Origin of the sequence: Rhodococcus sp. ARC_M6 (genome assembly GCF_022810305.1) — a bacterium.
Lineage (GTDB): Bacteria > Actinomycetota > Actinomycetes > Mycobacteriales > Mycobacteriaceae > Rhodococcus_F.
In genome coordinates this window covers 164,881-186,133 of sequence record NZ_JALGQH010000006.1, presented here as the reverse complement: position 1 = coordinate 186,133, position 21,253 = coordinate 164,881, and the positions used below count along the sequence as shown (strand labels likewise).

Sequence of the window (21,253 nt, the reverse complement as noted above, 5' to 3'; positions counted from 1 at the left end):
TACGCTGCGTAGTAATTGGGCCTTCCCTTCGAGGTGCCCTAGTTGAATTTTGTGGCGATCAGGAAGGCGTGAACGTGGCGCAAGGTCGGATCCTTCGGCGAGCGGGGCTGGCAGTAACTTTGGGCATTGCTGCCTTGCTGCTGTCGGGTTGCTCCATCGACAATGAAGTGCTCCGTTTCGGGTGGCCCTCGGGCATTACTCCTGAGGCGAAGAGCATGCGAGAGCTGTGGACGTGGTCGGTAGTTGCCGCCCTCGTCATGGGTGTTCTGGTGTGGGGATTGGTCTTCTGGGCCGTCATCTTCCACCGCAAGAAGAAGGACTCGCCTGAGTTCCCGCGTCAGACGGCATACAACGTGCCCCTCGAACTCGGTTACACGGCAGTTCCCTTCGTCATCATCGCGGTTCTCTTCTACTTCACCATCATCGTCCAGAACAAGGTTCTGGAGAGGACGGAAAACCCTGACGTCGTCGTCGACGTCACGGCATTCCAGTGGAACTGGAAGTTCGGCTACCGCTCAATCGAGCTGGGCGACGGAACTGCCAAGTACAACGGCATCGACGCTGAAGCCGAAGAAGCTGCAAAGCTCGATGGTTCAACTATCGACGAACACGGCAAGGTTATTCCCGGGCCGATTCACGGCGACAGTGTCCAGGATCTGAGTTACCTGCATTACGACAAGATCGAGACCGTCGGATCCAGTTCCGAAATCCCGATCCTCGTTCTGCCGACAGGCAAGCGCATTCAGTTCGAACTTGCATCCTCCGACGTGATTCACGCGTTCTGGGTTCCCGAGTTCCTGTTCAAGCGTGACGTTATGCCGAACCCGAAGCAGAACCACTCCGACAACATCTTCCAGATCAGTGAGATCGAGAAGGAAGGCGCATTTGTCGGGCGTTGTGCCGAAATGTGTGGCACCTTCCACGCCATGATGAACTTCGAGGTCCGTGCGGTATCGCCGGCAGACTTCGCCAAGTACATCGAACTGCGTAAGGGTGACGCCGAGGGCAATGGCGGTCTGAGCACCGCTGAGGCATTGTCGGCAATCGGTCAGTCGCCGGTGGCAACGTCGACCACGCCGTTCAACACCGACCGCGAGTACCGTCAGGCAACCGTCGCTACTGCAGGCAACTGAGCCGGCCAGCCTCTTCACTGAACAAGGACAAGTGCTGATATGAAGATCGAAGCCAAGCTCTTCGAGATCCTGACGGTTTTCTTCATTCTCGTCGCGATCATCTATGGAGTGTTCACCGCGCTCTCTCGTACAGGAATCGAATGGGCCGGACTCACGGCCATCGTCCTGTCCGCAGGACTGACACTCATCGTGGGAACCTATTTCCGCTTTGTCGCTCGTCGACTGGACACACGTCCGGAAGACTATGACGACGCTGAAATCTCGGATGGTTCGGGAGAGCTGGGCTTCTTCAGCCCCGGTAGCTTCTGGCCTGTCCTGCTGGCTGCTGCTGCCGCCATCGCAGCCGTCTCGCTTGCGTTCTTCCAGCCCTGGATGATCGCGGTTGGAGTCATCTGCATCATCGCAGCGTCTGCAGGCCTCGTGTTCGAGTACCACGTTGGACCAGAAAAGCACTAGCTCAGTCAGCTCTCGAAAGAGGCGCCGAACCCGTAAGGGCTCGGCGCCTCTTTTGTGCGTTGCCATGTAGAAGTGCAGCTAGCCCCGAGGAGTACCGCGCTCGACATTTCCGAGCCCGTTGAATCCATCAGTTACTCCTCCTGCCTTTCCTGTTTGAGTTCTTGCACGTATGCGTCCAGCCGATCGAAACTCTCGCTCCAGAACTGCTCGAACCCGCCGGTCCACTCATGAACCGCTCGCAGCCCATGGGCGTCAAGGCCGTACAGGCGCTGCTTGCCCGCCCTGTGATCGCGCACCAGCCCGACCTCGCGCAGTACTCGCAGGTGCTTGGACGCACCCGGTTGCGTCATCCCCAGCTCCTCGGCAACCTCGGTCACCGGCCGCTCGCCCGCTCGTAGCAGGACAAGGATCTCCCGACGCCGGGGTTCGGCGATTGCGTTGAAGACGTCCGACGTGGTTGCTGCTCGTGCCATGACAACAAACATATGCCGATATCGGCAAGTGTTTTGGAGTTGCATGTGAGTATTGGTTCGAAGGGTCTTGTTCGGTGCCTTGGATGTCGCAGCTAGGGGAGTGTGCGCCGCCGTGTGTCACACTTCAGGAATGATCCTTGAACATGCGCTCCTGCAGGTTGATCCGAAACTTTCCGCGGAGTTCGAGGCTGCTTTCGACACGGCCAAGGGGATCATTGCGGCGGTACCGGGGTTCATTCGACTTCGCCTCTCGCATTGCCTGGAGTCGCCGGAGCGGTACCTGTTGCTCGTGGAGTGGGAGAGCCTCGAGGCGCATACAGAGGGATTCAGACAGTCTGAGGGCTACGAACGTTGGCGAGAGCTCCTCCACAGGTTCTACAGTCCATTCCCGACCGTAGAGCACTATGAGACGGTGTTCGCGATCTGAGGTTGGTGCGGAAAACGACTCGGTTCCCCGAACTGTGACTCGGTTCCCGAAGCGGTCCAGGCGACTGTGGACGTGCGTTGTTGTTGCCGGTGTTGTTGTGGGTGCGCCAGCTCTCGGGTTTGGAGGCCCGCCGCTCTACCGTTGGATGGACGCACGGTCAGCCGAGAAGGCCGCAGAGTCGCTGGCAACCGACCTCGGCTTACATCTGACAAACGCCGACACGCTCTTGTACACCAAGCACTACAGTTCCTTCCCCGACTCGAGCGCGTACCTGGTTATCGAGTCGAGTTCACGTGCGCGAGTCGAGGAACTTCGCGCCGACGCTGGTTTGACGTCCTGCGGGCCCGCGGTGGCCCATGATTTTGGTCAGATACCGCCGGAATATCGTCCGGTACCGTCGTCGAACTTGATGTCGGGCGAGTCTCCGATGACGGGTCAGGGTTTTTTGCGAGGTGTGTGGAACCCAGCAGTGGACCAGGGGAGACGTGTCTACATATGGGCAATCCAGATGTGACGGAGGAGGACAACGCAATGAGGCCCCGCACCGAAATCGGTGCGGGGCCTCATTGCTTTGTTGCTCAAGTTCTAGTGGAGTTCTCCACTGGAACCGTCTGTCTTGCCGTGTGTGCGGTTCTGGTAGTCGAGCAGAGTCTGAAGCTGCTCATGCTCGGCCGCATGCTCTGCGGCTTCGAGAGCTTCGCTCTCTTCCACCGGGTCAGCCTTGGTCAAGCTACCGGAGCCGGGCTTGCCGGCCAGGCCGAGCTTGTTCATCTTCTTCGGAACAGCTGCACCCTGGTACTCGAGGGGGATCGGGTGTCCGTGATCGTCGACGGGTCCGAGCGGCTGGTGGATTTCGATGTACTGGCCGTTCGGCATCCGCTTGATGATGCCGGTCTCGATGCCGTGCTCGAGGACTGCACGGTCACTGCGCTGCAGGCCGATGCAGAACCGGTACGTCACGAAGTACGCGATGGGCGGAAGGATGACCATGCCGATACGGCCCATCCACGTCATTGCGTTCAACGAGATATGCAGGTGGTACGCGATGATGTCGTTGATACAGGACACTGTCAGGACAACGTAGAACATGATTGCCATTGCGCCGATAGCGGTACGCACCGGTACGTCGCGGGGACGCTGCAGGATGTTGTGGTGCGCATCGTCGCCGGTAAGGCGCTTCTCGATCCACGGGTACGCGAACAGCAGACCGAAGACGAGACCCATGATGAGGGCAACGGCAAACACTGCGGGGATTGTGTAGCGGTCGAACAGGTAGATCTCCCACGCAGGCCACAGTCGAGCGAGGCCGTCCGTCCACATCATGTAGATATCGGGCTGGGAACCAGCCGAGACCTGAGATGGATTGTACGGGCCGATATTCCACACCGGGTTGATCTGGAACAGACCACCCAGCAGCGCGAGAATACCGAAGGTGATGGCGAAGAACGCGCCACCCTTCATTGCGAAGACCGGGAGAATGCGAACGCCGACGACGTTCTCTTCCGTGCGTCCGGGGCCGGGGAACTGCGTGTGCTTCTGGTACCAGACCAACGCGAGGTGGCCGGCGATCAAAGCCAAGATGATGCCCGGGAACAGCAGCACGTGTGCAACGTAGAGGCGCGGGATGATGAGATCGCCGGGGAAATCGCCGTCGAAGATCATCCAGTGCATCCAGGTGCCCACGACCGGAATACTCATCGTGATGCCACCGAATGCGGCGCGGAGGCCGGTACCGGAAAGAAGGTCATCGGGGATGGTGTAGCCGAAGAAGCCTTCGAACATCGCCAGGACCAGCAGCAAGCAGCCGATGACCCAGTTCGCTTCACGCGGACGACGGAATGCGCCGGTGAAGAAGATGCGAGCGAGGTGCACGACGATCGAGGCAGCGAACATCAATGCTGCCCAGTGGTGAATCTGGCGAACGAAGAGACCGCCGCGAACCTCGAACGAGATGTTCAGGGTGGTCTCGTAAGCGCGTGACATGGTCACGCCGCGAAGCGGCTGGTATGCGCCCTGGTAAACGACGTGTGCCATCGACGGATCGAAGAACAGCGTCAGGAACACACCGGAGATCAGCAGGATCACGAAGCTGTAGAGCGCGATCTCGCCGAGCATGAAGGACCAGTGCGTCGGGAAGACCTTGTTGATCTGCCGGCGCATGCCTGCTGCAAGGTGGTAGCGGGAATCCACTGCCTCTGCTTGACCAGCTGCGGCTGCCGCAATCTTGGATGGTTTTGTGGTGGTTGTGGTCACGGTCGACGCTCCCAAAATGCCGGGCCGAGTGCTTCGATGAAGTCACCATCGGCGACCAGGAAGCCCTCTTCGTTCACTGTAATAGGCAACTGCGGAAGTGCGCGAGCAGCGGGACCGAAGATCGGCTTGCCGTACTGCAGTGCATCGAACTGCGACTGGTGGCAGGGGCACAGAATACGGTTGCTCTGCTGTTCGTAGAGCGAGGTGGGGCAACCCAGGTGGGTGCAGATCTTCGAGTACGCGAAGTAGTCGCCGTAGTTGAAGCTTTCCTGACCCTTGCGCTTGGTGACACGTTCGGTGTCTTCCGTGCGCAGGCGGATCAGCATGACCGAGTTGCGGATACCGCGAAGTGCTGCGAGTAGCGCATGGTCGTCGCCGCGATCGGATTCACGGAACGGGAAGACCGTTTCCATGGATCCGGCGTCGAGATCCTCCGGACGCACGAGAACGATGTCCTCGGGGCGACCGGTGTCACGACGGAGGTAGATGGTCTCGCCCTTGAAGTTGGGGGTCCATCCGGACACCCACAGTGGCGAGTCGTCGCCCTTGGCCCACGGATTCTTGATGAGTCCACCGAGAGGCATGATCATCATGACACCGAGCGCACCGCCACCGAACATCAAGCTGCGCTTGATGGCCTTGCGACGGGGAATGGTCGACGATTCCAATGACTCGCCGAGCTGAGCGACAAGAGTACGGCGGTCGACCTCGGAGGATCCACCGTCGTGGCGGTCCTGAATGGACACCTCTTCGGGGATGAACTTCTTGGTGAACTGCACCGCGCCGATACCGACACCGAGGATCGCGAGACCCATGGTGAGTCCGATCAACGGGGTGTACAGGCTGTACTTGCCGTAGTCCGCGTCTCCGGCACCGGCGTACTGCCAGGGCCAGAACAGGTAAATTCCGATGAACGCGATAGCTGAAACACCGGCGAGGCCGAACCAGAACGCAACGTTCCGCTCGGCGCGCTTCTCAGCCTTGGTGCCTTCGACCGACCAACGGTTACGGCGGAAGGCGATGTCTACGCCGTCGAGATTGGTACCCAGGGTGACCAACTCGTCGCGAGACATCGCGTCGAGCTCCTCATCCGTGTACTTCTTTGGCGTATCGCCGCCCTGCTGGCCAGCGTCGCTCATGACCTTGCTCCGATCCACAATGCTGCACCAACGACAGCGACGATTCCGGCAGCCCACATGAAGAGACCTTCAGAGGCCGGACCGACGCCGCCGAGACCGTAACCGCCGGGGTTCTTGGCCTCACCGGAGGACTTCACGTACGCGATGATGTCTTTCTTTTCTTCGAGCGTCAGCTGACGATCGGAGAACTTCGGCATGTTCTGGGGGCCGGTGACCATAGCGGCATAAATCTGCTGCTCGTTCGCCGGATCCAGGACCGGTGCGTACTTGCCCGAGGACAGTGCGCCACCGCGACCGGTGAAGTTATGGCAGGACGCGCAGTTGAGCCGGAAGAGCTCGCTGCCTCGGCCGATGTCGCCACCACGCAGCGAGGACTGAGCGATTTCGCCGTTCTCGTCACGAATGAGCGTCGGGCCGCCACCGTTTGCCTGGATGAATGCACCCAGAGCGTCGGTCTGTGAAGCGTCGAACTTGGGGTCCTTACGCGAAGCCTGGGCTTCGTTGCGGGCTGCAGGCATACGACCGGTCGAAACCTGGAAGTACACGGCTGCCTCGCCGACGCCGATCAGGCTGGGACCGCGGTCCTCGACACCCTGAAGGTTGGCGCCGTGGCAAGTGATGCACGACGTGTCGTACAACTGCTTGCCCTCTCGAATGAGAGCGGCAGTGTCGTCGCTGGCGGTAGCAACCTGCGGAGCGGGTGTCAGGGCGGAGGCAAGGAAGCCGGCGCTGATCAATCCCATCATCAGTACGAGCGCTCCGGTGACGCGTCGGCGGATTTTCCGCTGGCGACGCGTCTTCGCGGCATTCGCTGTGGTATCGGATGTGGGAGGGGGGGATGAACTCATCTGTATCCCTTTGGTATGTCGGGACGGACTGGACGTCAGGGGCTGCCTGTGGCGTTCAGCTGATTAACGGATGAAATAAATCGTGGCGAACAGCGCGATCCACACGATGTCCACGAAATGCCAGTAATACGAAACAACGATCGCTGCTGTTGCCTGAGCCGGCGTAAATTTGCTGACCCGGGTACGTGCGATCAAGAAAACGAAGGCGATGAGACCGCCGATGACGTGCATGCCGTGGAAGCCGGTGGTCATGTAGAACACCGAGCCGTAAACGCTGCTCGAGATGGTGGTTCCGTGTTCGACCAGCGTTATGTACTCGTAGCCCTGGCCGAGGACGAAGAACGTTCCCATTGCCAAGGTGATCGTGTACCACCTGCGGAGGCCGAATACATCGCCGCGTTCAGCGGCGAAGACACCCATCTGGCATGTAAAGGAGGAAGCGATCAGCACGAGTGTGATCGGAACCGCCAACCAGAGGTTCAAATGGGTGGGGACCGGTGGCCATTGGCCTTCCGGTGCCTGCGCCCGTGCCACGAAGTACATGGCGAAGAGCCCTGCGAAAAACATGAGCTCACTGGACAACCACACGATGGTGCCAACGCTGACCATATTTGGCCGGTTCAGCGAGTGCACGCGTTGGGTGATTGCCGATCCTGAAGTCCCTACTGCGCTCGTCACAGACAGAAGTATGACGCTTCGTCGTAAGAGACGGCCACTCGGGTCCACCATCGGCGCGTCGTTAGGTCCGAGATCACGGATTCGGGTTGCGTAGGTGCTGGTGGAGCGTCTGTGAATATGCTGGCGCAATGGCAGCTACGCACCAGAGTAGACCTTGGTTCCTGAGAATATTCAGCAGAAAAGTTTCGGCACCACTCGATCCGTCACGGCCCGATCTGGAGATCGTCGCCGCGGGTTTCGACGACGTCGAAGCATGCTCGACTGTTTTGGCGCGGGCGAGCGCTGAGGAACCGCGATGGCAGTCCGAGCGGGAAGCCGTACTTCGGCACCATCTGGACCTGCCGGAGGCGGCAGTGGCGGAGGCCGAAACGTTTGTCATGCGGGACGGCTACCGGCGTGGCGTTCCGAGGGAGTTCGACGTTCAGCCGCCTGGCGTCGGGCTGGTGCGAGTTCTCTTCGAACGAACCCAGCTACTCGATGCACTTCACTGTTCTCAAGAGCGATCGAGGATGGCTGCATTGGCTCAGAGACTGGGCGGTTCCGTCGCGGGTTGGGATGCGCTTCAGCCGGCCGCCGTCAGGTAACCGAGTTTCGGGGCAGGTGGCGTGTTTCTGTGACCGGGCCAACTTCAAGGACCTGGCACAGCACTGACTAGGCTGCGATGGTCAGATCCAGCACGACTCACAAGGGGACCGAAGTACATGGCCGGCACCGACGCATCCAACGCTGTGAACGCCGATTCGAGCGCAGTGGTGCGGTCCTGGCCGATGATTCTCGGGATACTCACCGACGGACACGATCTCTCGTTGGACGACTCTCGTTGGGCGATGCGCGAGATCATGTCCGACAACGCAAGTTCCGCGCAGATCGCCGCGTTCGGTGTGGGTCTGAAGATGAAGGGCGAGACGCCGGCCGAGTTGCAGGGCCTCGCCGACGCCATGCTCGAACATTCCAAAGCTGTTCCCGTGGATTCCGACGTCGTCGACATCGTGGGGACGGGAGGCGACCGCTCCAACACGGTCAACATCTCGACAATGGCCTCAATTGTGGTGGCAGCATCGGGAATTCGCGTCGTCAAGCACGGTAACCGTGCGGCGTCGTCCAAGAGTGGTGGTGCCGACGTGCTCGAGGCGCTGGGCGTGCGAATCAACTTGGGCCCGGAGCAGGTGGCGCGTTGTGTCGACGAGGTAGGCATCGGATTCTGCTTCGCACCCGTATTCCATCCGGCTCTGCGATTTGCCGCGGCTCCGCGTAAGGAAATCGGAATCCCGACGGCGTTCAATGTGCTGGGTCCGCTGACCAACCCGGCACGTCCGCGCGCGGGATTGATCGGGTGTGCGTTTCCGAAGCTGATTTCAGTGGTTGCGGGAGTGCTTGCGCAGCGCGGTAATTCGGCATTGGTGGTGCGCGGAGACGACGGATTGGACGAGTTGACTACGTCGACTACGTCGACGGTCTACGTTGTCGCCGACGGCAAGGTCAGAATCGCTACGTTGGACCCGCGCGACCTCGGCATCGCGCGCGTTCCCTTGGATCAGTTGCGGGGCGGTGACGCAGATGTGAATGCAGCCGCGGCGAGAACGCTGCTGTCGGGTGAGGCCGGTCCGGTCCGAGACGCAGTGCTACTCAACGCCGGTGCCGCCATCGCAGCCTTCAACGGGGTCGGTGACGACCTGGAAGGTGCGATTGCGGCCGGTATGGCATCGGCCTCCACCGCAATCGACAGTGGCGCGGCGGCGGAGTTGTTGCGCCGGTGGGCGTCGCTCACGGTGGCGTTGGCCGAAGGCGCCTGACGATCAGCCGGGCTTGACGGTCATTCGCCGAGGGAGAAACCGGCCTCGACGTCAGCGCTGGAGAAGGACTGGAACGCAATGTGGGTGGCGGTCTTCGTCACTCCGTGAACCTTGTTGATGCCACCGGTGACTACGTCTGCGATCTGAGCGTGGTCCCGCACTTTGACCACCGCAATCAGGTCGATATCACCTGCACAGGAGTACACCTCGCTGACGCCGGGGATATCGGCGACAGCCTGTGCTGTCTCCGGGATCCGTGCGGATTCGGCGTGAATCATGACGATGGCGTTGATCATGTCTCTCCTCTGATTGAACTCCGGTACAGCGTGAACTCCGGTAAAGCTGGATCGAGCTTATGTCCTCACGATCAGTTGCCGGACCGGCGGATCACAGTGGCTCTCGGCGTGGCTCGGATTGGGCTCCGGCCTTGGCGAGTTGGCACCACTCCGCCCAGCGACCGGCACCCATCGCAGGCTCCGCATATCCCGATGTGGCCGAGACGATTCGGACGCCGTCGGAGCCGAGCCAACGGACGATCAAAGCGAGTTCTTCCGGGGGAGCGCCGCGGAGGGGAGCGTCGTCGGGAAACACAGTTTCTGCTGCAGCGACGATGGCGTCGACTACCGGCATGGGATGGGTGCCTCGTCGAGCTAGCCCCGCTGAGGCCAGTCGACCTGCTCGTATCACTGCCAATTCCCAGCCTCCCTCGGAAGCGGGGTGGGCCAGAACCAATTGATCTATTTCGGCGACTGCGGCGAGTCGCTGGGTCCGTTGCAGTGCGACGGCAACTGCGGCAGTTCGATCTCGAAGTCGGGCCGCAGTCTCGAAGTGGGCGTCGGCAGACAATCCTTCGATTCGGTCCTTCATCCGTTGCAAGGGACGGTCGTGGTGGCCCAGCAGAAATGTGCGAACCTCGGCTGCGGTGGACGCGTATTGCTCTTCCGTGATGTCGGAGGCGGCCGTGCTTCCGGCTGGGGGAGTTGCCGGACAGGAACCTACTTCGCGTGCGGGGCAGGCAGGGCCGTGGACGGCACCATGGGCTAACCGTTTGGTGCAGGTGCGCAAGCCCGTGAACTCGGCGACGGTCTCGGCCACGTCGAGCGCGGTGGCACGCGAGCTGAACGGCCCCACGCAATGGGGCGTCGGGGTGCGGGCCACGGACAGCCTCGGAAAGGCCTCGTCGGTGAGGGTGATCCACCAACCACGTTTGGGGAACTTCGAGCGACGGTTGTACGGGGGAGCATGTGCAGCGAGGAGTCGAAGCTCGCGTACGCCGGCCTCGAGGGCGTGGGAACACTCGACGTGGTCGACGCGGGTGGCCAGGGCCACCATCTCCTTCATGCGGCCGCGGGTTTCGGAGCCTGTGAAGTAGGTGCGGACCCGACGACGCAGATCTACCGCCGTCCCGATGTACAGAGCTTCGTCGGAAGGGCCGCGAAAGAGATACACACCCGGACTTCGGGGGAGGTCGGTCGCGAAGGATCGTTTTGCCCGCTGGTGTGACGAGATATTGGGCAGATAGTCGATCAGTTCGCTGTAACTGTGGACGCCTTGGTTGCCGACGCGGTCGATTAATCCGTGGAGGACGTCGACGGTTGCTCGGGCGTCGTCGAGGGCTCGGTGCGTCGGCTGGGTGCTGACTTGGAAGAGGTGCGCGAGCGCGGAGAGCTTCACCGAGGGTGCTTCGTCGCGGGTGAGGACCCGCCGGGCGAGTTTGACCGTGCAGAGCACCCGGAAGGCCGGCCAGGGGCGGCTGGTGCGGGACGCTGCGGCCTTGAGGAATCCGATGTCGAACGGGGCGTTGTGAGCCACGAGGACGGCGCCTTCGGCGAATTCGAGAAATGCTGGCAGTACTCGATCGATACGGGGAGCATTGATCAGCATTGCGTCGGTGATTCCGGTCAGCTCGACGATGTACGGCGGGATCGATCGTCCGGGATCTACCAGCGTTGCCATCTCGCCGAGTACTCGGCCGCCACGAATCTTGACGGCGCCGATTTCGGTGATCGAATCTTGATCCGCACTGCCGCCTGTTGTTTCGAGGTCGACGATGACGAACGTGGTCTCACTGAGAGGTGTGTCCAGTTCGTCGAACGACAACTGACGCCCGTTGTGCGGGCTGAGTTCAGAGGCGGCAGGAAAAGCTTCGGCGGAGGCAGGACTCACAGAGGAGACAGTAGAGGGAGAGTCCGACAGGTTTTGTCGGGCCGGAGAAGGACCTTCGACTTGGATTTCGGGACGTTCGGAGGCTGGGTAAATCGCGTTGAGGCACCAGTCATTTCGCGATGAATAACGCAAGAGAGACGAGCGTCACAGTTTGCCTGAATTTTGGATCGGCCATCGAGGTGCTGATCCGATTCGGCACGCTCTGTGGTGTCCAAGTAGGCGCCTCGATGTCGGTTCGTGATCTTGCAAAACCGGAAAGGTCCTACCGGTACGTAAGTACTTCTGATCTGGGGCGGGGCGCCCGCCGCGGCCTTTGGTTGTGGTTCGCCTACAACGGAAACGTGTCGGCTACGGTCTGCAAACCAGACTAATCGTTATCTCGCTGTGATCGTATTGGCGTAACGAGCGCGAGAAGACAGAGAATCGGACGAATCGCGCATCAAATGCGCGATGCGGTCGACATCGCCGCGATCATTTCGTAACCTTCCTGAGACCTAACGAAGTCTTGCCGGACCAAAGACGGACCGGCATCGTCAGGAACCGCCTAATCGGGATCTCCGCGAGGAACCCGAACCGGGAACCCAAGTTTCCACTGGGGTGAATCCCGCCTGGGGTGCAGCATGCTTGATCGCTGCAGACCACGCGGGTAGGGCTGACTCTTCCCAGCCCGAACCCGTCAGCTAACTCGGTCGGCGGACGAATGGAAGAAATGGAGCACCTCTTAAAGTGGCGTCACATAGTTTCAAGCGTTCGGCGACTTTGGTAGTCGCAGGCGCACTGGCAGCCGGAGCATTCGCTACTACCGCTGCACCTGCCTCGGCAGACCCCATCAACATCCCCGGCGTCGGAACGTTTGACATTCCGGGCGTCTCGCTTCCCACACTTCCGGTTATTCCCGGCGTCACTGACACGGGTTCACTTGCGCCCCTCGCGCAGGCTGCACCGGCCGCTCCCATCTCCACCATTGGTGAGCAGGCTGTTCGCGCCGCAGAGAGCAAGCTGGGCTCCCCGTACGTGTACGGCGCAGCGGGCCCGGACGCATTCGATTGCTCCGGCCTCATCCAGTGGGCATACAAGCAGGCCGGTCTCAACATCCCGCGTACGAGCTACGACCAGGCCGCGGCCGGTGTCGCAGTTGCTCAGTCCGATCTTCGCGTCGGCGACGTGATTTCGTTCTACGGCGGATCGCACTCGGGCATCTACGCCGGCAACGGCAATGTCATCCATGCATCGACCGCAGGTCAGCCCGTGAAGGTGGCTCCCGTGTCGTCGATGCCGTACGACGGCGCTCGCCGCTTCTGATCCGTGTGACTGATCGACGGCTTCTCGCGGAGTCCGGTTCGATCCGCCACCGACTGGGGTAGCTCCACAGCTTTGCCGAATGTGGGCCTCGAATCTCGTGATTCGAGGCCCACATTTGTTTTTTCAGGTCATTTCACCCAGTACTTCATGGCGATATACCTACTGGTGAGTAGGCGTAAACCTATGCCGTTCCGTAACCTGATCGTGACATTAGGTGCTGTCTACCGGTAGTGTGAGTAGTTGACATCCAGCTAACAGATCCGGCCAACTCTGGTGGGATCGTAAGAGTGAGACGGAGAGTTGCGTTCCGTGGTTTCATCGAAGAAGTTCAGTCGAGTCCGTACTGCGCTGACGGTAAGTGCGTTGGCTATCGGTCTCGTCGCGTTGCCGGCGTTGCCGGCGACTGCCGATCCGGTGATCAGCAACCCCACCGAGGCGCTCGAGAAACTTGGGGAACTTGCCCGGGTGTCCGAACAAACCAACGAGGCATTGCACAACGCGCAGATCGATCTGGATGCAAAAGAGGCGTTGCGCCTCGATACCGACACGCGCTTCGCGGCTGATCAGGAGCGATACGACGCGGCAAACGTACGAGTTTCCGAGGTTGCGCCGGCTGTGAATCGCATTGCGACGGCGAACTATCAGGGCGCGCGGACCAATCGCCTCTTTGCGTTGATGGTCAGTGATTCTCCGCAGCAGTTGCTTGATCAGATGTCGGCGCTCGACGTCATCTCCAATGATGCGGCCGTCCAGGTCCGTCAGTTCAACGAAGCTACTGGCGATGCTCGCCGGGCAGCGGAATCCTCGAAGCAGTCAGCGGATGAAGCGCGGACGGCGGCTGACCAGGCGAAGGCGCTCAGTGATGATCTGCAGCGGAAACAAAGCGAGCTTCAGGCGCAGGTTGCCGAGGTTACCAAGGCCTTCGACAATCTGACTGAGTCCGAACGTGTGCAGTTGAGCGGGACAACCTTCCCACCCGGAGTTGATTCCAGCAAAATTTTGGCTAACTTGACGCCCGGGTCGGGCACAGCAGCACTCCAGGCCGGACTGACCCGAATCGGTGATCCCTATGTCTGGGGAGCTACCGGACCCGACGAGTTCGACTGCTCCGGTCTTGTCGTGTGGTCCTACAAGCAGGTCGGGAAGACCCTGCCGCGGTCGAGTCAGGCGCAGGCAGCGGGTGGCACACCTATTTCGCGTGATCAGCTACAGCCCGGCGATATCGTGACGTTCTACAGCGACAATTCGCATGTCGGAATCTATGCGGGCGACGGGAACATTCTCCATGCCTCGACATTCGGTGTTCCGGTAAAGGTGCAGTCGATGGCAGGCATGCCGTTCTCCACCGCGCGTCGCTATTGAGCGGCATTTCACTACGTGTGACCTGGGCATTGGAATAGGAGACCGTTGCGTCTCCTACACTCGGCAGCGTGTCGACTGACCACATGACCGCTCCGGTAGCAGAGTCGAAAAAGCAGCGTCGTTGGGAGTATCCGGCTCTCATCGCGCTCGGTTGTGCTGTTGTGGTGGTTTTGGCGCTCACCGTTTTCTTGACGGATTCCACGAGTTCGTCCGAACGTGCGATCAAGGAACAGGATGCGGTTCGTGTCGTCGCAGTTCAGGGCCTCCTAGATTCATGGGCGAAGGCTCAGATGTCCGAGGATCCGACGACTCTTGCTCGGTTCGTCGACAAAGCTGCTGCGCCGGGGGTTCTCGAAGCCGAGATAAGGCGTGCAACTTCAGCGCGGGCTTTGCGATTCTCGGACTGGAATTACCAGATCTCGCCGGGAACTCTCACCGAAGCCACTCGAACCGGTGCGCCGAGCGGCGACGTCACGCTCTGGACCGCGCCGGTCGTTTTCGGTTATGCGCTCGGCGATGTGGATGTGCTGCCCACGAACAAATCGGTGATGATGACCTTTGCCGAGCGCGATGGAGACTGGTTCGTGTTCGCCGACGGATCGATCATCGATTCCGTTGCTGCTGCAGGATCTGACCTGGCGGTCGGCTCCTGGCATGGGCCGTGGGACTTCGGTCCGCTGGCGGTGGCGACCAACTCCGATGAGGATTCAGTAGTCGTCGGGCACCCGGGTCAACAAACATTTGTCGACGCCCTGGCTGCGGATCTGGATGAGGCAGTTGCGAATACGACGCAATTGTGGGGCGACGGATGGTCCGAGCGGGCCGTCGTGATGGTGGCCGGTTCGCCGGAGGAGTTCACGGCGTTGGTCGGCTCGCATCACGACGGGTCGTCGATTGCAGCGGTTTCGGTTGCGGATGCAGTCAACGACGGCACAAGCGAGGTCAGTGGCCAGCGCATCGTGTTCTCACCTGCTGCAGCGTCACGTCTGACGCCGACTACCAGACGCGCGGTTCTGCGTCATGAAATGATGCATATCGCGGCACGGTCGCGCACACGCGACGGGTCGCCCATGTGGGTTCTCGAAGGCTATGCGGAGTACGCGGGGAATCGAAATTCCGGCCGGGCATTGAGGGAAATTGCACCGACCCTGGCGGCGGCAGTGCGTGCCGGTGAAACGCCCACACAGTTTCCCGATGATTCGCAATTCGGTGGAGTGCCGGTCGTGAGTTCCCTTGCCTACGAGTCGGCGTGGTCGATCAATACCTATATCGCCGAACGATTCGGCGAACCGGACCTGACGGAGCTTTTTCGCGTATTGGCCGTTGGACCTTCGACTCCGACGGAGATCGATCGTCGTATCCATGACGTAGTGGGCATCGGGATGGATGAACTGCGCGAGGGCTGGGTGGATTGGCTGCATCGTCGGTTGGGCTGAGTCCGAGCAGGGTGCGTGGCACTACGGTGCGTGCTTTACGGTGGACGGATGCGCCGGACCCTATTGGTGACCAATGATTTTCCGCCCAGGCCGGGCGGGATCCAGTCGTACCTCCACACTTTTGCGAAGCATCTTCCGGCAGACAAGCTGATTGTCTATGCGCCGCGGTGGCGAGGAGATTCGCACAAGAAGTTCGATGCCGCTCAACCTTTCGAGGTTGTCAGGCATCCCACGACGTTGATGATCCCGACACCGTTTGTCGCCAGACGCGCTGCGAAGCTGGTCGAGAAACGTGACTGCGAGTCGGTGTGGTTCGGTGCCGCTGCTCCACTTGCCTTGTTGGCGCCCGTTGTTCGCCGTGCCGGTGCGTCTCGGGTGATTGCGAGTACTCACGGGCACGAGGTCGGCTGGTCGATGATTCCCGGGGCGAGGCAGTCGTTGCGCGCGATCGGTGATCACACGGACGCGGTGACGTTTGTCAGCAAGTACACGCGCGGAAGATTTGCTTCGGCGTTCGGTGCTCAGGCGGCGTTGGAGCACTTGCCTTCCGGCGTGGATACGACTGTGTTTCATCCGGATTCGGCCGCGCGGTCCGAGTTGCGTGATCGCTACGGGTTGGGGGATCGGCCGACGATCCTGTGTCTGTCGAGGTTGGTTCCCCGCAAGGGGCAGGACATGTTGATCAAGGCGCTTCCGGCTATTCGCAAGCGCATCGACGGTGCGGTTCTCGTGATCGTGGGCGGCGGCCCCTACGAGGATCGTCTTCGTGAACTTGCCCGCAAGACGGGGATGGACGACCACGTCGTCTTCACCGGCACTGTTCCGGCAGCTGAGCTGGCGGCGCACCACACGATTGCCGATGTCTTTGCGATGCCGTGTCGTACCCGCGGCGCGGGACTCGACGTCGAAGGTTTGGGGATCGTGTATCTGGAGGCGTCGGCGTCCGGCGTACCGGTTATCGCGGGTCGTAGCGGTGGTGCTCCGGAAACGGTGCAGCAGAACAAGACCGGCCTCGTCGTTGACGGAACATCGGTTGCCGATATCGCAGCTTCGGTGATCGAGGTACTCTCCGATCGGGATCGAGCAGCCGCTATGGGTGCTGCCGGCCGAGACTGGGTTGGCGCTGAATGGAAGTGGGACACACTCGCTTTGAAATTGCAGAAGCTACTGGGCTGAGAAGGCCGAACAAATAACTGTGGCCGCCGCACCTGCGAACAGGTGCGGCGGCCACAGTTGTCTCGGGCGGTGTTCTACTTCGCGTAGATCATGTCGATTTCAGTGGCGAACGAAGCATGCACGACGTTGCGCTTGAGCTTCATCGTGGGCGTGAGTTCGCCTGTGTCCTCGGAGAAGTCGATCGGGAGGATCTTGAACTTCTTGATCGCTTCGGCGTGTGAGACGAGTTTGTTGGTTTCGTCGATCGCGTCCTGGATTTCGCCGACGAGGTCGCCGTCCGTGACGAGGTCGGCTGCCGTGGTGCCGACGGCCTTGTTGTTGCGCTCGTTCCAGGCGGGAAGCGCTTCGGCGTCGATGGTGATGAGTGCACCGATGAACGGCTTCTGGTCGCCGACAACGATTGCCTGGCTGATGAGAGGGTGTGCGCGAAGAGAATCTTCGAGCTGCGCGGGGGAGACGTTCTTTCCGCCGGCGGTCACGATGATTTCCTTCTTGCGACCGGTGATCGTGATGAAGCCTTCGTTGTCGACGGTGCCGAGGTCGCCGGTGTGGAACCAACCGTTTTCGATGGACTCGGCGGTAGCCTTCTCGTTGCGCCAGTATTCGGCGAAGACCACGGGGCCGGAGAGCAGGATTTCACCGTCGGCAGCAATGCGAACGGAGTTGCCGGCCAACGGCTTTCCGACGGATCCGACCTTCTGCGCACCGATCGTGTTGACCGCAAAGGCTGCCGTGGTTTCGGTGAGGCCGTAGCCTTCGTAGATGGTGATGCCGATGCCGCGGAAGAAGTGGCCGAGGCGGGCGCCCAGCGGAGCTCCGCCAGAGATGGCCAACTGGCACTGTCCGCCGAGTGCGGCGCGCAGCTTCGAGTAGACGAGCTTGTCGAACAAGGCGTGCTTGAGCTTGAGGACAATGCCGGGGCCGCCGTGGTCCTGTGCCTCGCTCCAGGCGATTGCCGTATCAGCTGCCGCATCGAAGATTTTGCCCTTGCCGTCACCGTGGGCTTTTGCGCGGGCGCTGTTGTAGACCTTCTCGAACACGCGGGGTACCGAGAGGATGAAGTCCGGCTTGAATTCGCCGAAGGTAGGTACGAGGTTCGGGATGTCGCTGGTGTGTCCCAGTGCTGCACCGGAGTCGAACGACGCGATGCTGACGGCGCGAGCGAGGACGTGCGCCAAGGGCAGGAACATCAGCGATCGGACGCCCGGGGTCCGGAGGAGTTCGCCGAGGTTGGACGCTTGGATGCCCTTCGATTCGGCGATGAGGTTGGAGTGCGTCAGCTGACAGCCCTTGGGGCGACCGGTGGTGCCGGACGTGTAGATCAGAGTGGCGGGATCGGAGGCCTTCAAGGCGTCGACACGAGCCTGTACTTCCTCGTCGGAAATATCGGCGCCCAAGGCCGTCAGTTCGTCGATGGCGCTGCGTCCGCCTGCCGGAGCGTCGATCTGATAGACCGTGCGCAGCGCCGGCGCTGCAGCGGCCACGTCCTTGACTGTGGCGGCGTGGGTGTCGTTTTCGACGATGAGATCGATCGCTTCGGAATCCTCGAGGATCCAGCGGACCTGCTCGGCAGCGGAGGTTTCGTAGATCGGGACTGTGACGCCGCCGGCTGCCCAGATGGCGTAGTCGATCAGCGGCCATTCGTAGCGAGTTGCGGACATCAGTCCGACGCGATCGCCCGGCTTGACTCCGATGGCGATGAAGCCCTTGGCGACTGCGGTCACCTGCGCGGCGAACTCGCCTGCAGTGACGTCGACCCAAGCGGATCCGACCTTGCGCTTGTAGACGATTGCCGCTGGCTTTGTCTTCGCGAAGGCGAACACCGAGTCGACCGCGGAGGCATCCTCGGGAATCGTGAACGTCTGGGGTGCGCTGTATTCAGGCACGAAATACCTCCGACACTGCGAAATACTGACGAGTAGGGTTTGACGCTCATTACTGTAGTCGCACGTCCGGCCCAGTTGTGGTCGGGTTAACATCATGACCGGTTGGTAACGGTCTGGTGCCACTCGCCGACGCGTCGGTGCAATATGTGAAGCTAGCTCCGTGAGCAGCATTCAGGTCGCAGACCAGACTTTTATCGCGGCACCGCCCGAGCGCGTCGCCGAACTGTTGTCTTCGCGCGAGCAATGGCGTCGTTGGTGGCGAGATCTCGAGCTCGAGGTCCGCGAGGATCGCGGACCCGCAGGCTTCCGTTGGGGTGTGTCGGGCCAGCTCGTGGGCACAATGGAGGTGTGGCTCGAACCGGTAATGGACGGAGCTATTGTCCATTACTTCCTTCATGCCGAACCTGTCGGTGTGTCGCCATCCGGTCTGGCGGGACTCGATCTGGCCGGGATGAACCGCAAGCGTCGTGTCGACGGCAAGGTGATGGCGTTTGCTATCAAGCGTGAATTGGAAGCCGGACGTCCGGCTGGCGTGTCGCCGGCCTGACGTCGGCCGATGCAGTCGAATCTCGAGGAAGGAAGAGTAGTCGTATGGCCGAGAAAACCAAGGGGTTGATCAGCATCGATGCTCCGGCCGACGCCGTGATGGGTGTGATCGCCGATTTCGAGGCGTATCCCGCGTGGGTTGCGGCGGCCAAATCCGTCGAGGTTACGGCCGCCGGTGCTGGTGGGCGTGCAGATCGGGTGCGCTTCGTTCTGGATGCGGGCATGGTCAAGGACACGTACGAATTGCAGTACAGCTGGGCGCCCGACGGAATGTCGGTGAGTTGGGAACTGCTGTCCGGCGAGATTCAGAAATCTCAGTCCGGTTCGTACACTTTGTTTTCCGAACCCGACGGTACGACGTCCGTGACGTACGAGCTGACCGTCGACCTGACCATTCCCATGATCGGGCTGTTCAAACGTAAGGCCGAGAAGATCATCACCGATACCGCGTTGAAAGAACTGAAGAAGCGAGTCGAGGGCTGAACGGCGCGCGAACCCGTATCCAACTCTTCACCGGTAAGGGAGGCAGCGGGGCCACGACGCTGGCGGCTGCGGCCGCGCTTGCGGCTGCGTCGGCGGGATCGAAGGTCCTGCTGATGTCGATCGATCGGGCGCATTCCCTGGCGGATGTGCTGGCGATCCGGGTTCCGCGCGAGGTGACCCCACTCGTCGACGGGCTGGATGTCTGGCAACTCGACATGTTGACTCTCGTCGAGGACAAATTCCGTGGTCTGTCGGTGTTGCTGGACGCCGCGGGCGCCCACGAACATGGTTCGACGTTCGACACTCTGGAACCCGAGGAGTTGACGGGTTCGCTCGGTATTGCCGACATCTTGGCAATCGCCGAAGTCGTTCGGATGGCATCGAGTGGTGAGTACGACGTCGTGATCGTGGATTGTCCGGCGGCGACTGAGGCGTTGCGTGTCTTGGGGGCCCCGGCGATGGTGTCCGAGTATCTGGAGCGTGTGTGGCCGCGCCATCGACGATTGTCGGCCGTCGCGGCGACCGACGTGCGTCTGATCCTGCTGGTATCGGTGATCGAGCGCGTCGTATCGACGGTCGACCAGATTTCGGGATATCTCGCGGATCGTTCCGCTACTACCGTTCACCTGGTGACGTCAGCCGAATCGAGTGCCGTCCTTTCGACGCGTCGCACGCTGTCGGGTCTGGCGCTCTCGGGTGTGCAGGTTCAGCGAATTATCGTCAATGGAATTGTGCCGCAATTTGATTCGATGTCGGACCGTAGTTCGACGTCCGATGGCGCAACTCGGTGGCTGGCCAACCGCCGTGATGCGCAACGCTCGTGTGTCGACTCGCTGCGTCAGGCAGTGGGGGCCATCCCGGTCGAGGTTGTCGATCAGGCCGAAACCGAACCGGTAGGGTTGGCGGCTCTGGGCGACATTGCGGCCGCACTCGAGGGTGCGGTGCCGGCAATCGACGAGGAGTCCGCTCCGGAACCGCAAAGCCACACCGAACTCGTGACGGTGACGCTGGAGTCGGGTACGGGAGTGGATTCGGTCTACGCGATGCGGATGCACCTTCCGCTCGTCGATCCGTCGTCGTTGTCGTTGGGCCGGGTGGAGGACGATGTGCTGGTGGGAGCGGACGGGGTGCGGCGGAGAGTGAGATTGGCGTCGGTATTGCGTCGTTGCGTCGTCAGTGGGGCTGAGCTGGACGGAACCGACCTGATTATTCGATTTGTACCGGATCCTGCGGTGTGGCCCGCATGAACGAAGATCACACTCGGCTCCTCGCAGAATTTCGCGTGTTGGCCGATTCCGTATTGGCGCGCGTGGAACCGATGCTGACGCAACTGGCCGAAGGCCGAGCGTCCGGGCCCGAAGACGGACAGAACCCGGCGGAGTTGCCCGCGTTCGGCGGGTGCAGTTGGTGTCCGGTCTGCGCGCTCGCGGCGCTGGTACGGGGTGAGCACCATGAACTTCTCGCCATTCTCGCCGGGCAGGCGGCAGTCCTCTTGGCGCTGCTCCGCGAGCTTCTCGACGAATTTCTGGGCGGACACAACGGGCCCGACAGCGGTCCGGACGGTGGAGCCTCGGCGGCCGATGATTCTGCCAAGGCCGAACCTCGCGCGTCTGCTTTCGTGCCGATCACGGTGACCGTCAAACCCTGAGTCGGTGCTGGTTCCGTCGGATCGCTGGTACTGACGGCTTTCTGTGGG

22 protein-coding genes and 1 riboswitch are annotated in these 21,253 nt (G+C 61.2%); of the genes, 14 read left to right on the top strand and 8 right to left on the bottom strand.

Features of this window, described 5'->3' with window-relative positions; genetic code table 11:
* Positions 1–68: 68 nt before the first annotated feature.
* A complete protein-coding gene (locus MTX36_RS10285) occupies positions 69–1,133 on the top strand; it encodes a cytochrome c oxidase subunit II (protein ID WP_243619646.1) in 1,065 nt (354 codons plus the stop codon).
* Positions 1,134–1,172: 39 nt separating this feature from the next.
* Positions 1,173–1,589 carry a cytochrome c oxidase subunit 4 gene (locus MTX36_RS10280; RefSeq protein WP_243619645.1) on the top strand — a complete coding sequence of 139 codons (417 nt, stop codon included), beginning with the start codon at positions 1,173–1,175 and terminating at the stop codon, positions 1,587–1,589.
* Between the two features lie 131 nt (positions 1,590–1,720).
* Here MTX36_RS10280 and MTX36_RS10275 read toward each other — a convergent pair whose 3' ends face one another.
* The gene (locus MTX36_RS10275; protein ID WP_243619644.1) at positions 1,721–2,062 is read right to left on the bottom strand and encodes a metalloregulator ArsR/SmtB family transcription factor; all 342 of its coding nucleotides are present in this window, start codon (positions 2,060–2,062) and stop codon (positions 1,721–1,723) included.
* A 130-nt stretch (positions 2,063–2,192) separates the two neighbouring features.
* Here MTX36_RS10275 and MTX36_RS10270 point away from each other — a divergent pair, with 130 nt between their 5' ends.
* On the top strand, positions 2,193–2,489 hold the full coding sequence (locus tag MTX36_RS10270) for an antibiotic biosynthesis monooxygenase (RefSeq protein WP_243619643.1): 297 nt from the start codon (positions 2,193–2,195) through the stop codon (positions 2,487–2,489).
* A 145-nt stretch (positions 2,490–2,634) separates the two neighbouring features.
* A complete protein-coding gene (locus tag MTX36_RS10265) occupies positions 2,635–3,003 on the top strand; it encodes a hypothetical protein (protein ID WP_243619642.1) in 369 nt (122 codons plus the stop codon).
* 71 nt (positions 3,004–3,074) lie between these two features.
* On the opposite strand, the gene MTX36_RS10260 is transcribed toward MTX36_RS10265, so the two are convergent.
* The 4 genes from MTX36_RS10260 to MTX36_RS10245 all read right to left on the bottom strand — a co-directional run bounded on the left by MTX36_RS10260 (position 3,075) and on the right by MTX36_RS10245 (position 7,407).
* Positions 3,075–4,757, bottom strand: a complete 1,683-nt coding sequence (locus tag MTX36_RS10260) for a cytochrome bc complex cytochrome b subunit (protein ID WP_279394425.1) — start codon at positions 4,755–4,757, stop codon at positions 3,075–3,077.
* Positions 4,739–5,881, bottom strand: a complete 1,143-nt coding sequence (locus MTX36_RS10255; RefSeq protein WP_243619641.1) for a ubiquinol-cytochrome c reductase iron-sulfur subunit — start codon at positions 5,879–5,881, stop codon at positions 4,739–4,741. The genes MTX36_RS10260 and MTX36_RS10255 overlap by 19 nt, the downstream gene beginning before the upstream one ends.
* Positions 5,878–6,729, bottom strand: coding sequence for a cytochrome c (locus MTX36_RS10250; RefSeq protein WP_243619640.1), 852 nt, complete (start codon positions 6,727–6,729; stop codon positions 5,878–5,880). The genes MTX36_RS10255 and MTX36_RS10250 overlap by 4 nt, the downstream gene beginning before the upstream one ends.
* Before the next feature lie 63 nt (positions 6,730–6,792).
* Entirely contained in the window at positions 6,793–7,407 is a 615-nt protein-coding gene (locus tag MTX36_RS10245; protein WP_243619639.1) for a heme-copper oxidase subunit III, read from the bottom strand.
* A 128-nt stretch (positions 7,408–7,535) separates the two neighbouring features.
* On the opposite strand from MTX36_RS10245, the gene MTX36_RS10240 reads away from it, so the two are divergent.
* The gene (locus tag MTX36_RS10240) at positions 7,536–7,991 is read left to right on the top strand and encodes a hypothetical protein (protein WP_243619638.1); all 456 of its coding nucleotides are present in this window, start codon (positions 7,536–7,538) and stop codon (positions 7,989–7,991) included.
* 117 nt (positions 7,992–8,108) lie between these two features.
* On the top strand, positions 8,109–9,200 hold the full coding sequence (trpD, locus tag MTX36_RS10235) for an anthranilate phosphoribosyltransferase (protein ID WP_243619637.1): 1,092 nt from the start codon (positions 8,109–8,111) through the stop codon (positions 9,198–9,200).
* A 20-nt stretch (positions 9,201–9,220) separates the two neighbouring features.
* On the opposite strand, the gene MTX36_RS10230 is transcribed toward trpD, so the two are convergent.
* Both MTX36_RS10230 and MTX36_RS10225 read right to left on the bottom strand, forming a co-directional pair.
* Positions 9,221–9,496 carry an Lrp/AsnC family transcriptional regulator gene (locus MTX36_RS10230; protein WP_094273717.1) on the bottom strand — a complete coding sequence of 92 codons (276 nt, stop codon included), beginning with the start codon at positions 9,494–9,496 and terminating at the stop codon, positions 9,221–9,223.
* Between the two features lie 91 nt (positions 9,497–9,587).
* Positions 9,588–11,300 (bottom strand): DEDD exonuclease domain-containing protein, encoded by a 1,713-nt coding sequence (locus tag MTX36_RS10225; RefSeq protein ID WP_243619692.1) that lies wholly within the window; start codon positions 11,298–11,300, stop codon positions 9,588–9,590.
* Between the two features lie 597 nt (positions 11,301–11,897).
* Positions 11,898–12,077: riboswitch (cyclic di-AMP (ydaO/yuaA leader) on the top strand.
* A gap of 15 nt (positions 12,078–12,092) precedes the next feature.
* On the opposite strand from MTX36_RS10225, the gene MTX36_RS10220 reads away from it, so the two are divergent.
* The 4 genes from MTX36_RS10220 (at position 12,093) to MTX36_RS10205 (ending at position 16,642) form a co-directional block, all read left to right on the top strand.
* Positions 12,093–12,668 (top strand): C40 family peptidase, encoded by a 576-nt coding sequence (locus MTX36_RS10220; RefSeq protein WP_243619636.1) that lies wholly within the window; start codon positions 12,093–12,095, stop codon positions 12,666–12,668.
* A gap of 309 nt (positions 12,669–12,977) precedes the next feature.
* Positions 12,978–14,030: a C40 family peptidase gene (locus tag MTX36_RS10215; RefSeq protein ID WP_243619635.1), complete on the top strand. Its 1,053-nt coding sequence runs from the start codon at positions 12,978–12,980 to the stop codon at positions 14,028–14,030.
* 68 nt (positions 14,031–14,098) lie between these two features.
* Entirely contained in the window at positions 14,099–15,466 is a 1,368-nt protein-coding gene (locus MTX36_RS10210; RefSeq protein ID WP_243619634.1) for a hypothetical protein, read from the top strand.
* Between the two features lie 48 nt (positions 15,467–15,514).
* Positions 15,515–16,642 (top strand): glycosyltransferase family 4 protein, encoded by a 1,128-nt coding sequence (locus MTX36_RS10205; protein ID WP_243619633.1) that lies wholly within the window; start codon positions 15,515–15,517, stop codon positions 16,640–16,642.
* Between the two features lie 74 nt (positions 16,643–16,716).
* On the opposite strand, the gene MTX36_RS10200 is transcribed toward MTX36_RS10205, so the two are convergent.
* Positions 16,717–18,528 carry a long-chain fatty acid--CoA ligase gene (locus MTX36_RS10200; RefSeq protein WP_243619632.1) on the bottom strand — a complete coding sequence of 604 codons (1,812 nt, stop codon included), beginning with the start codon at positions 18,526–18,528 and terminating at the stop codon, positions 16,717–16,719.
* A 160-nt stretch (positions 18,529–18,688) separates the two neighbouring features.
* Between MTX36_RS10200 and MTX36_RS10195 the strand changes: the two genes are divergently transcribed.
* Genes MTX36_RS10195 through MTX36_RS10180 form a run of 4 tightly spaced genes read left to right on the top strand, consistent with a single transcriptional unit; the run spans position 18,689 to position 21,205 of the window.
* Positions 18,689–19,075 (top strand): polyketide cyclase / dehydrase and lipid transport, encoded by a 387-nt coding sequence (locus MTX36_RS10195; protein ID WP_243619629.1) that lies wholly within the window; start codon positions 18,689–18,691, stop codon positions 19,073–19,075.
* A gap of 44 nt (positions 19,076–19,119) precedes the next feature.
* Complete coding sequence (locus tag MTX36_RS10190) at positions 19,120–19,557, top strand: SRPBCC family protein (protein WP_243619627.1); 438 nt, start codon at positions 19,120–19,122, stop codon at positions 19,555–19,557.
* Positions 19,554–20,804, top strand: coding sequence for an ArsA family ATPase (locus tag MTX36_RS10185; protein ID WP_243619691.1), 1,251 nt, complete (start codon positions 19,554–19,556; stop codon positions 20,802–20,804). The genes MTX36_RS10190 and MTX36_RS10185 overlap by 4 nt, the downstream gene beginning before the upstream one ends.
* Positions 20,801–21,205, top strand: a complete 405-nt coding sequence (locus tag MTX36_RS10180) for a hypothetical protein (protein WP_243619626.1) — start codon at positions 20,801–20,803, stop codon at positions 21,203–21,205. The genes MTX36_RS10185 and MTX36_RS10180 overlap by 4 nt, the downstream gene beginning before the upstream one ends.
* The last annotated feature ends 48 nt before the right edge of the window (positions 21,206–21,253 follow it).

Excerpts from the sequence above, each read along its gene's own strand:
- MTX36_RS10265 (WP_243619642.1), top strand. The coding sequence starts at position 2,635 with ATGGACGCACGGTCAGCCGAGAAGGCCGCAGAGTCGCTGGCAACCGAC.
- MTX36_RS10275 (WP_243619644.1), bottom strand. The coding sequence starts at position 2,062 with ATGGCACGAGCAGCAACCACGTCGGACGTCTTCAACGCAATCGCCGAA.
- MTX36_RS10180 (WP_243619626.1), top strand. The coding sequence starts at position 20,801 with ATGAACGAAGATCACACTCGGCTCCTCGCAGAATTTCGCGTGTTGGCC.
- MTX36_RS10250 (WP_243619640.1), bottom strand. The coding sequence starts at position 6,729 with ATGAGTTCATCCCCCCCTCCCACATCCGATACCACAGCGAATGCCGCG.
- MTX36_RS10280 (WP_243619645.1), top strand. The coding sequence starts at position 1,173 with ATGAAGATCGAAGCCAAGCTCTTCGAGATCCTGACGGTTTTCTTCATT.
- MTX36_RS10255 (WP_243619641.1), bottom strand. The coding sequence starts at position 5,881 with ATGAGCGACGCTGGCCAGCAGGGCGGCGATACGCCAAAGAAGTACACG.
- MTX36_RS10240 (WP_243619638.1), top strand. The coding sequence starts at position 7,536 with ATGGCAGCTACGCACCAGAGTAGACCTTGGTTCCTGAGAATATTCAGC.
- MTX36_RS10190 (WP_243619627.1), top strand. The coding sequence starts at position 19,120 with ATGGCCGAGAAAACCAAGGGGTTGATCAGCATCGATGCTCCGGCCGAC.
- MTX36_RS10205 (WP_243619633.1), top strand. The coding sequence starts at position 15,515 with ATGCGCCGGACCCTATTGGTGACCAATGATTTTCCGCCCAGGCCGGGC.
- MTX36_RS10230 (WP_094273717.1), bottom strand. The coding sequence starts at position 9,496 with ATGATCAACGCCATCGTCATGATTCACGCCGAATCCGCACGGATCCCG.
- MTX36_RS10270 (WP_243619643.1), top strand. The coding sequence starts at position 2,193 with ATGATCCTTGAACATGCGCTCCTGCAGGTTGATCCGAAACTTTCCGCG.
- trpD (WP_243619637.1), top strand. The coding sequence starts at position 8,109 with ATGGCCGGCACCGACGCATCCAACGCTGTGAACGCCGATTCGAGCGCA.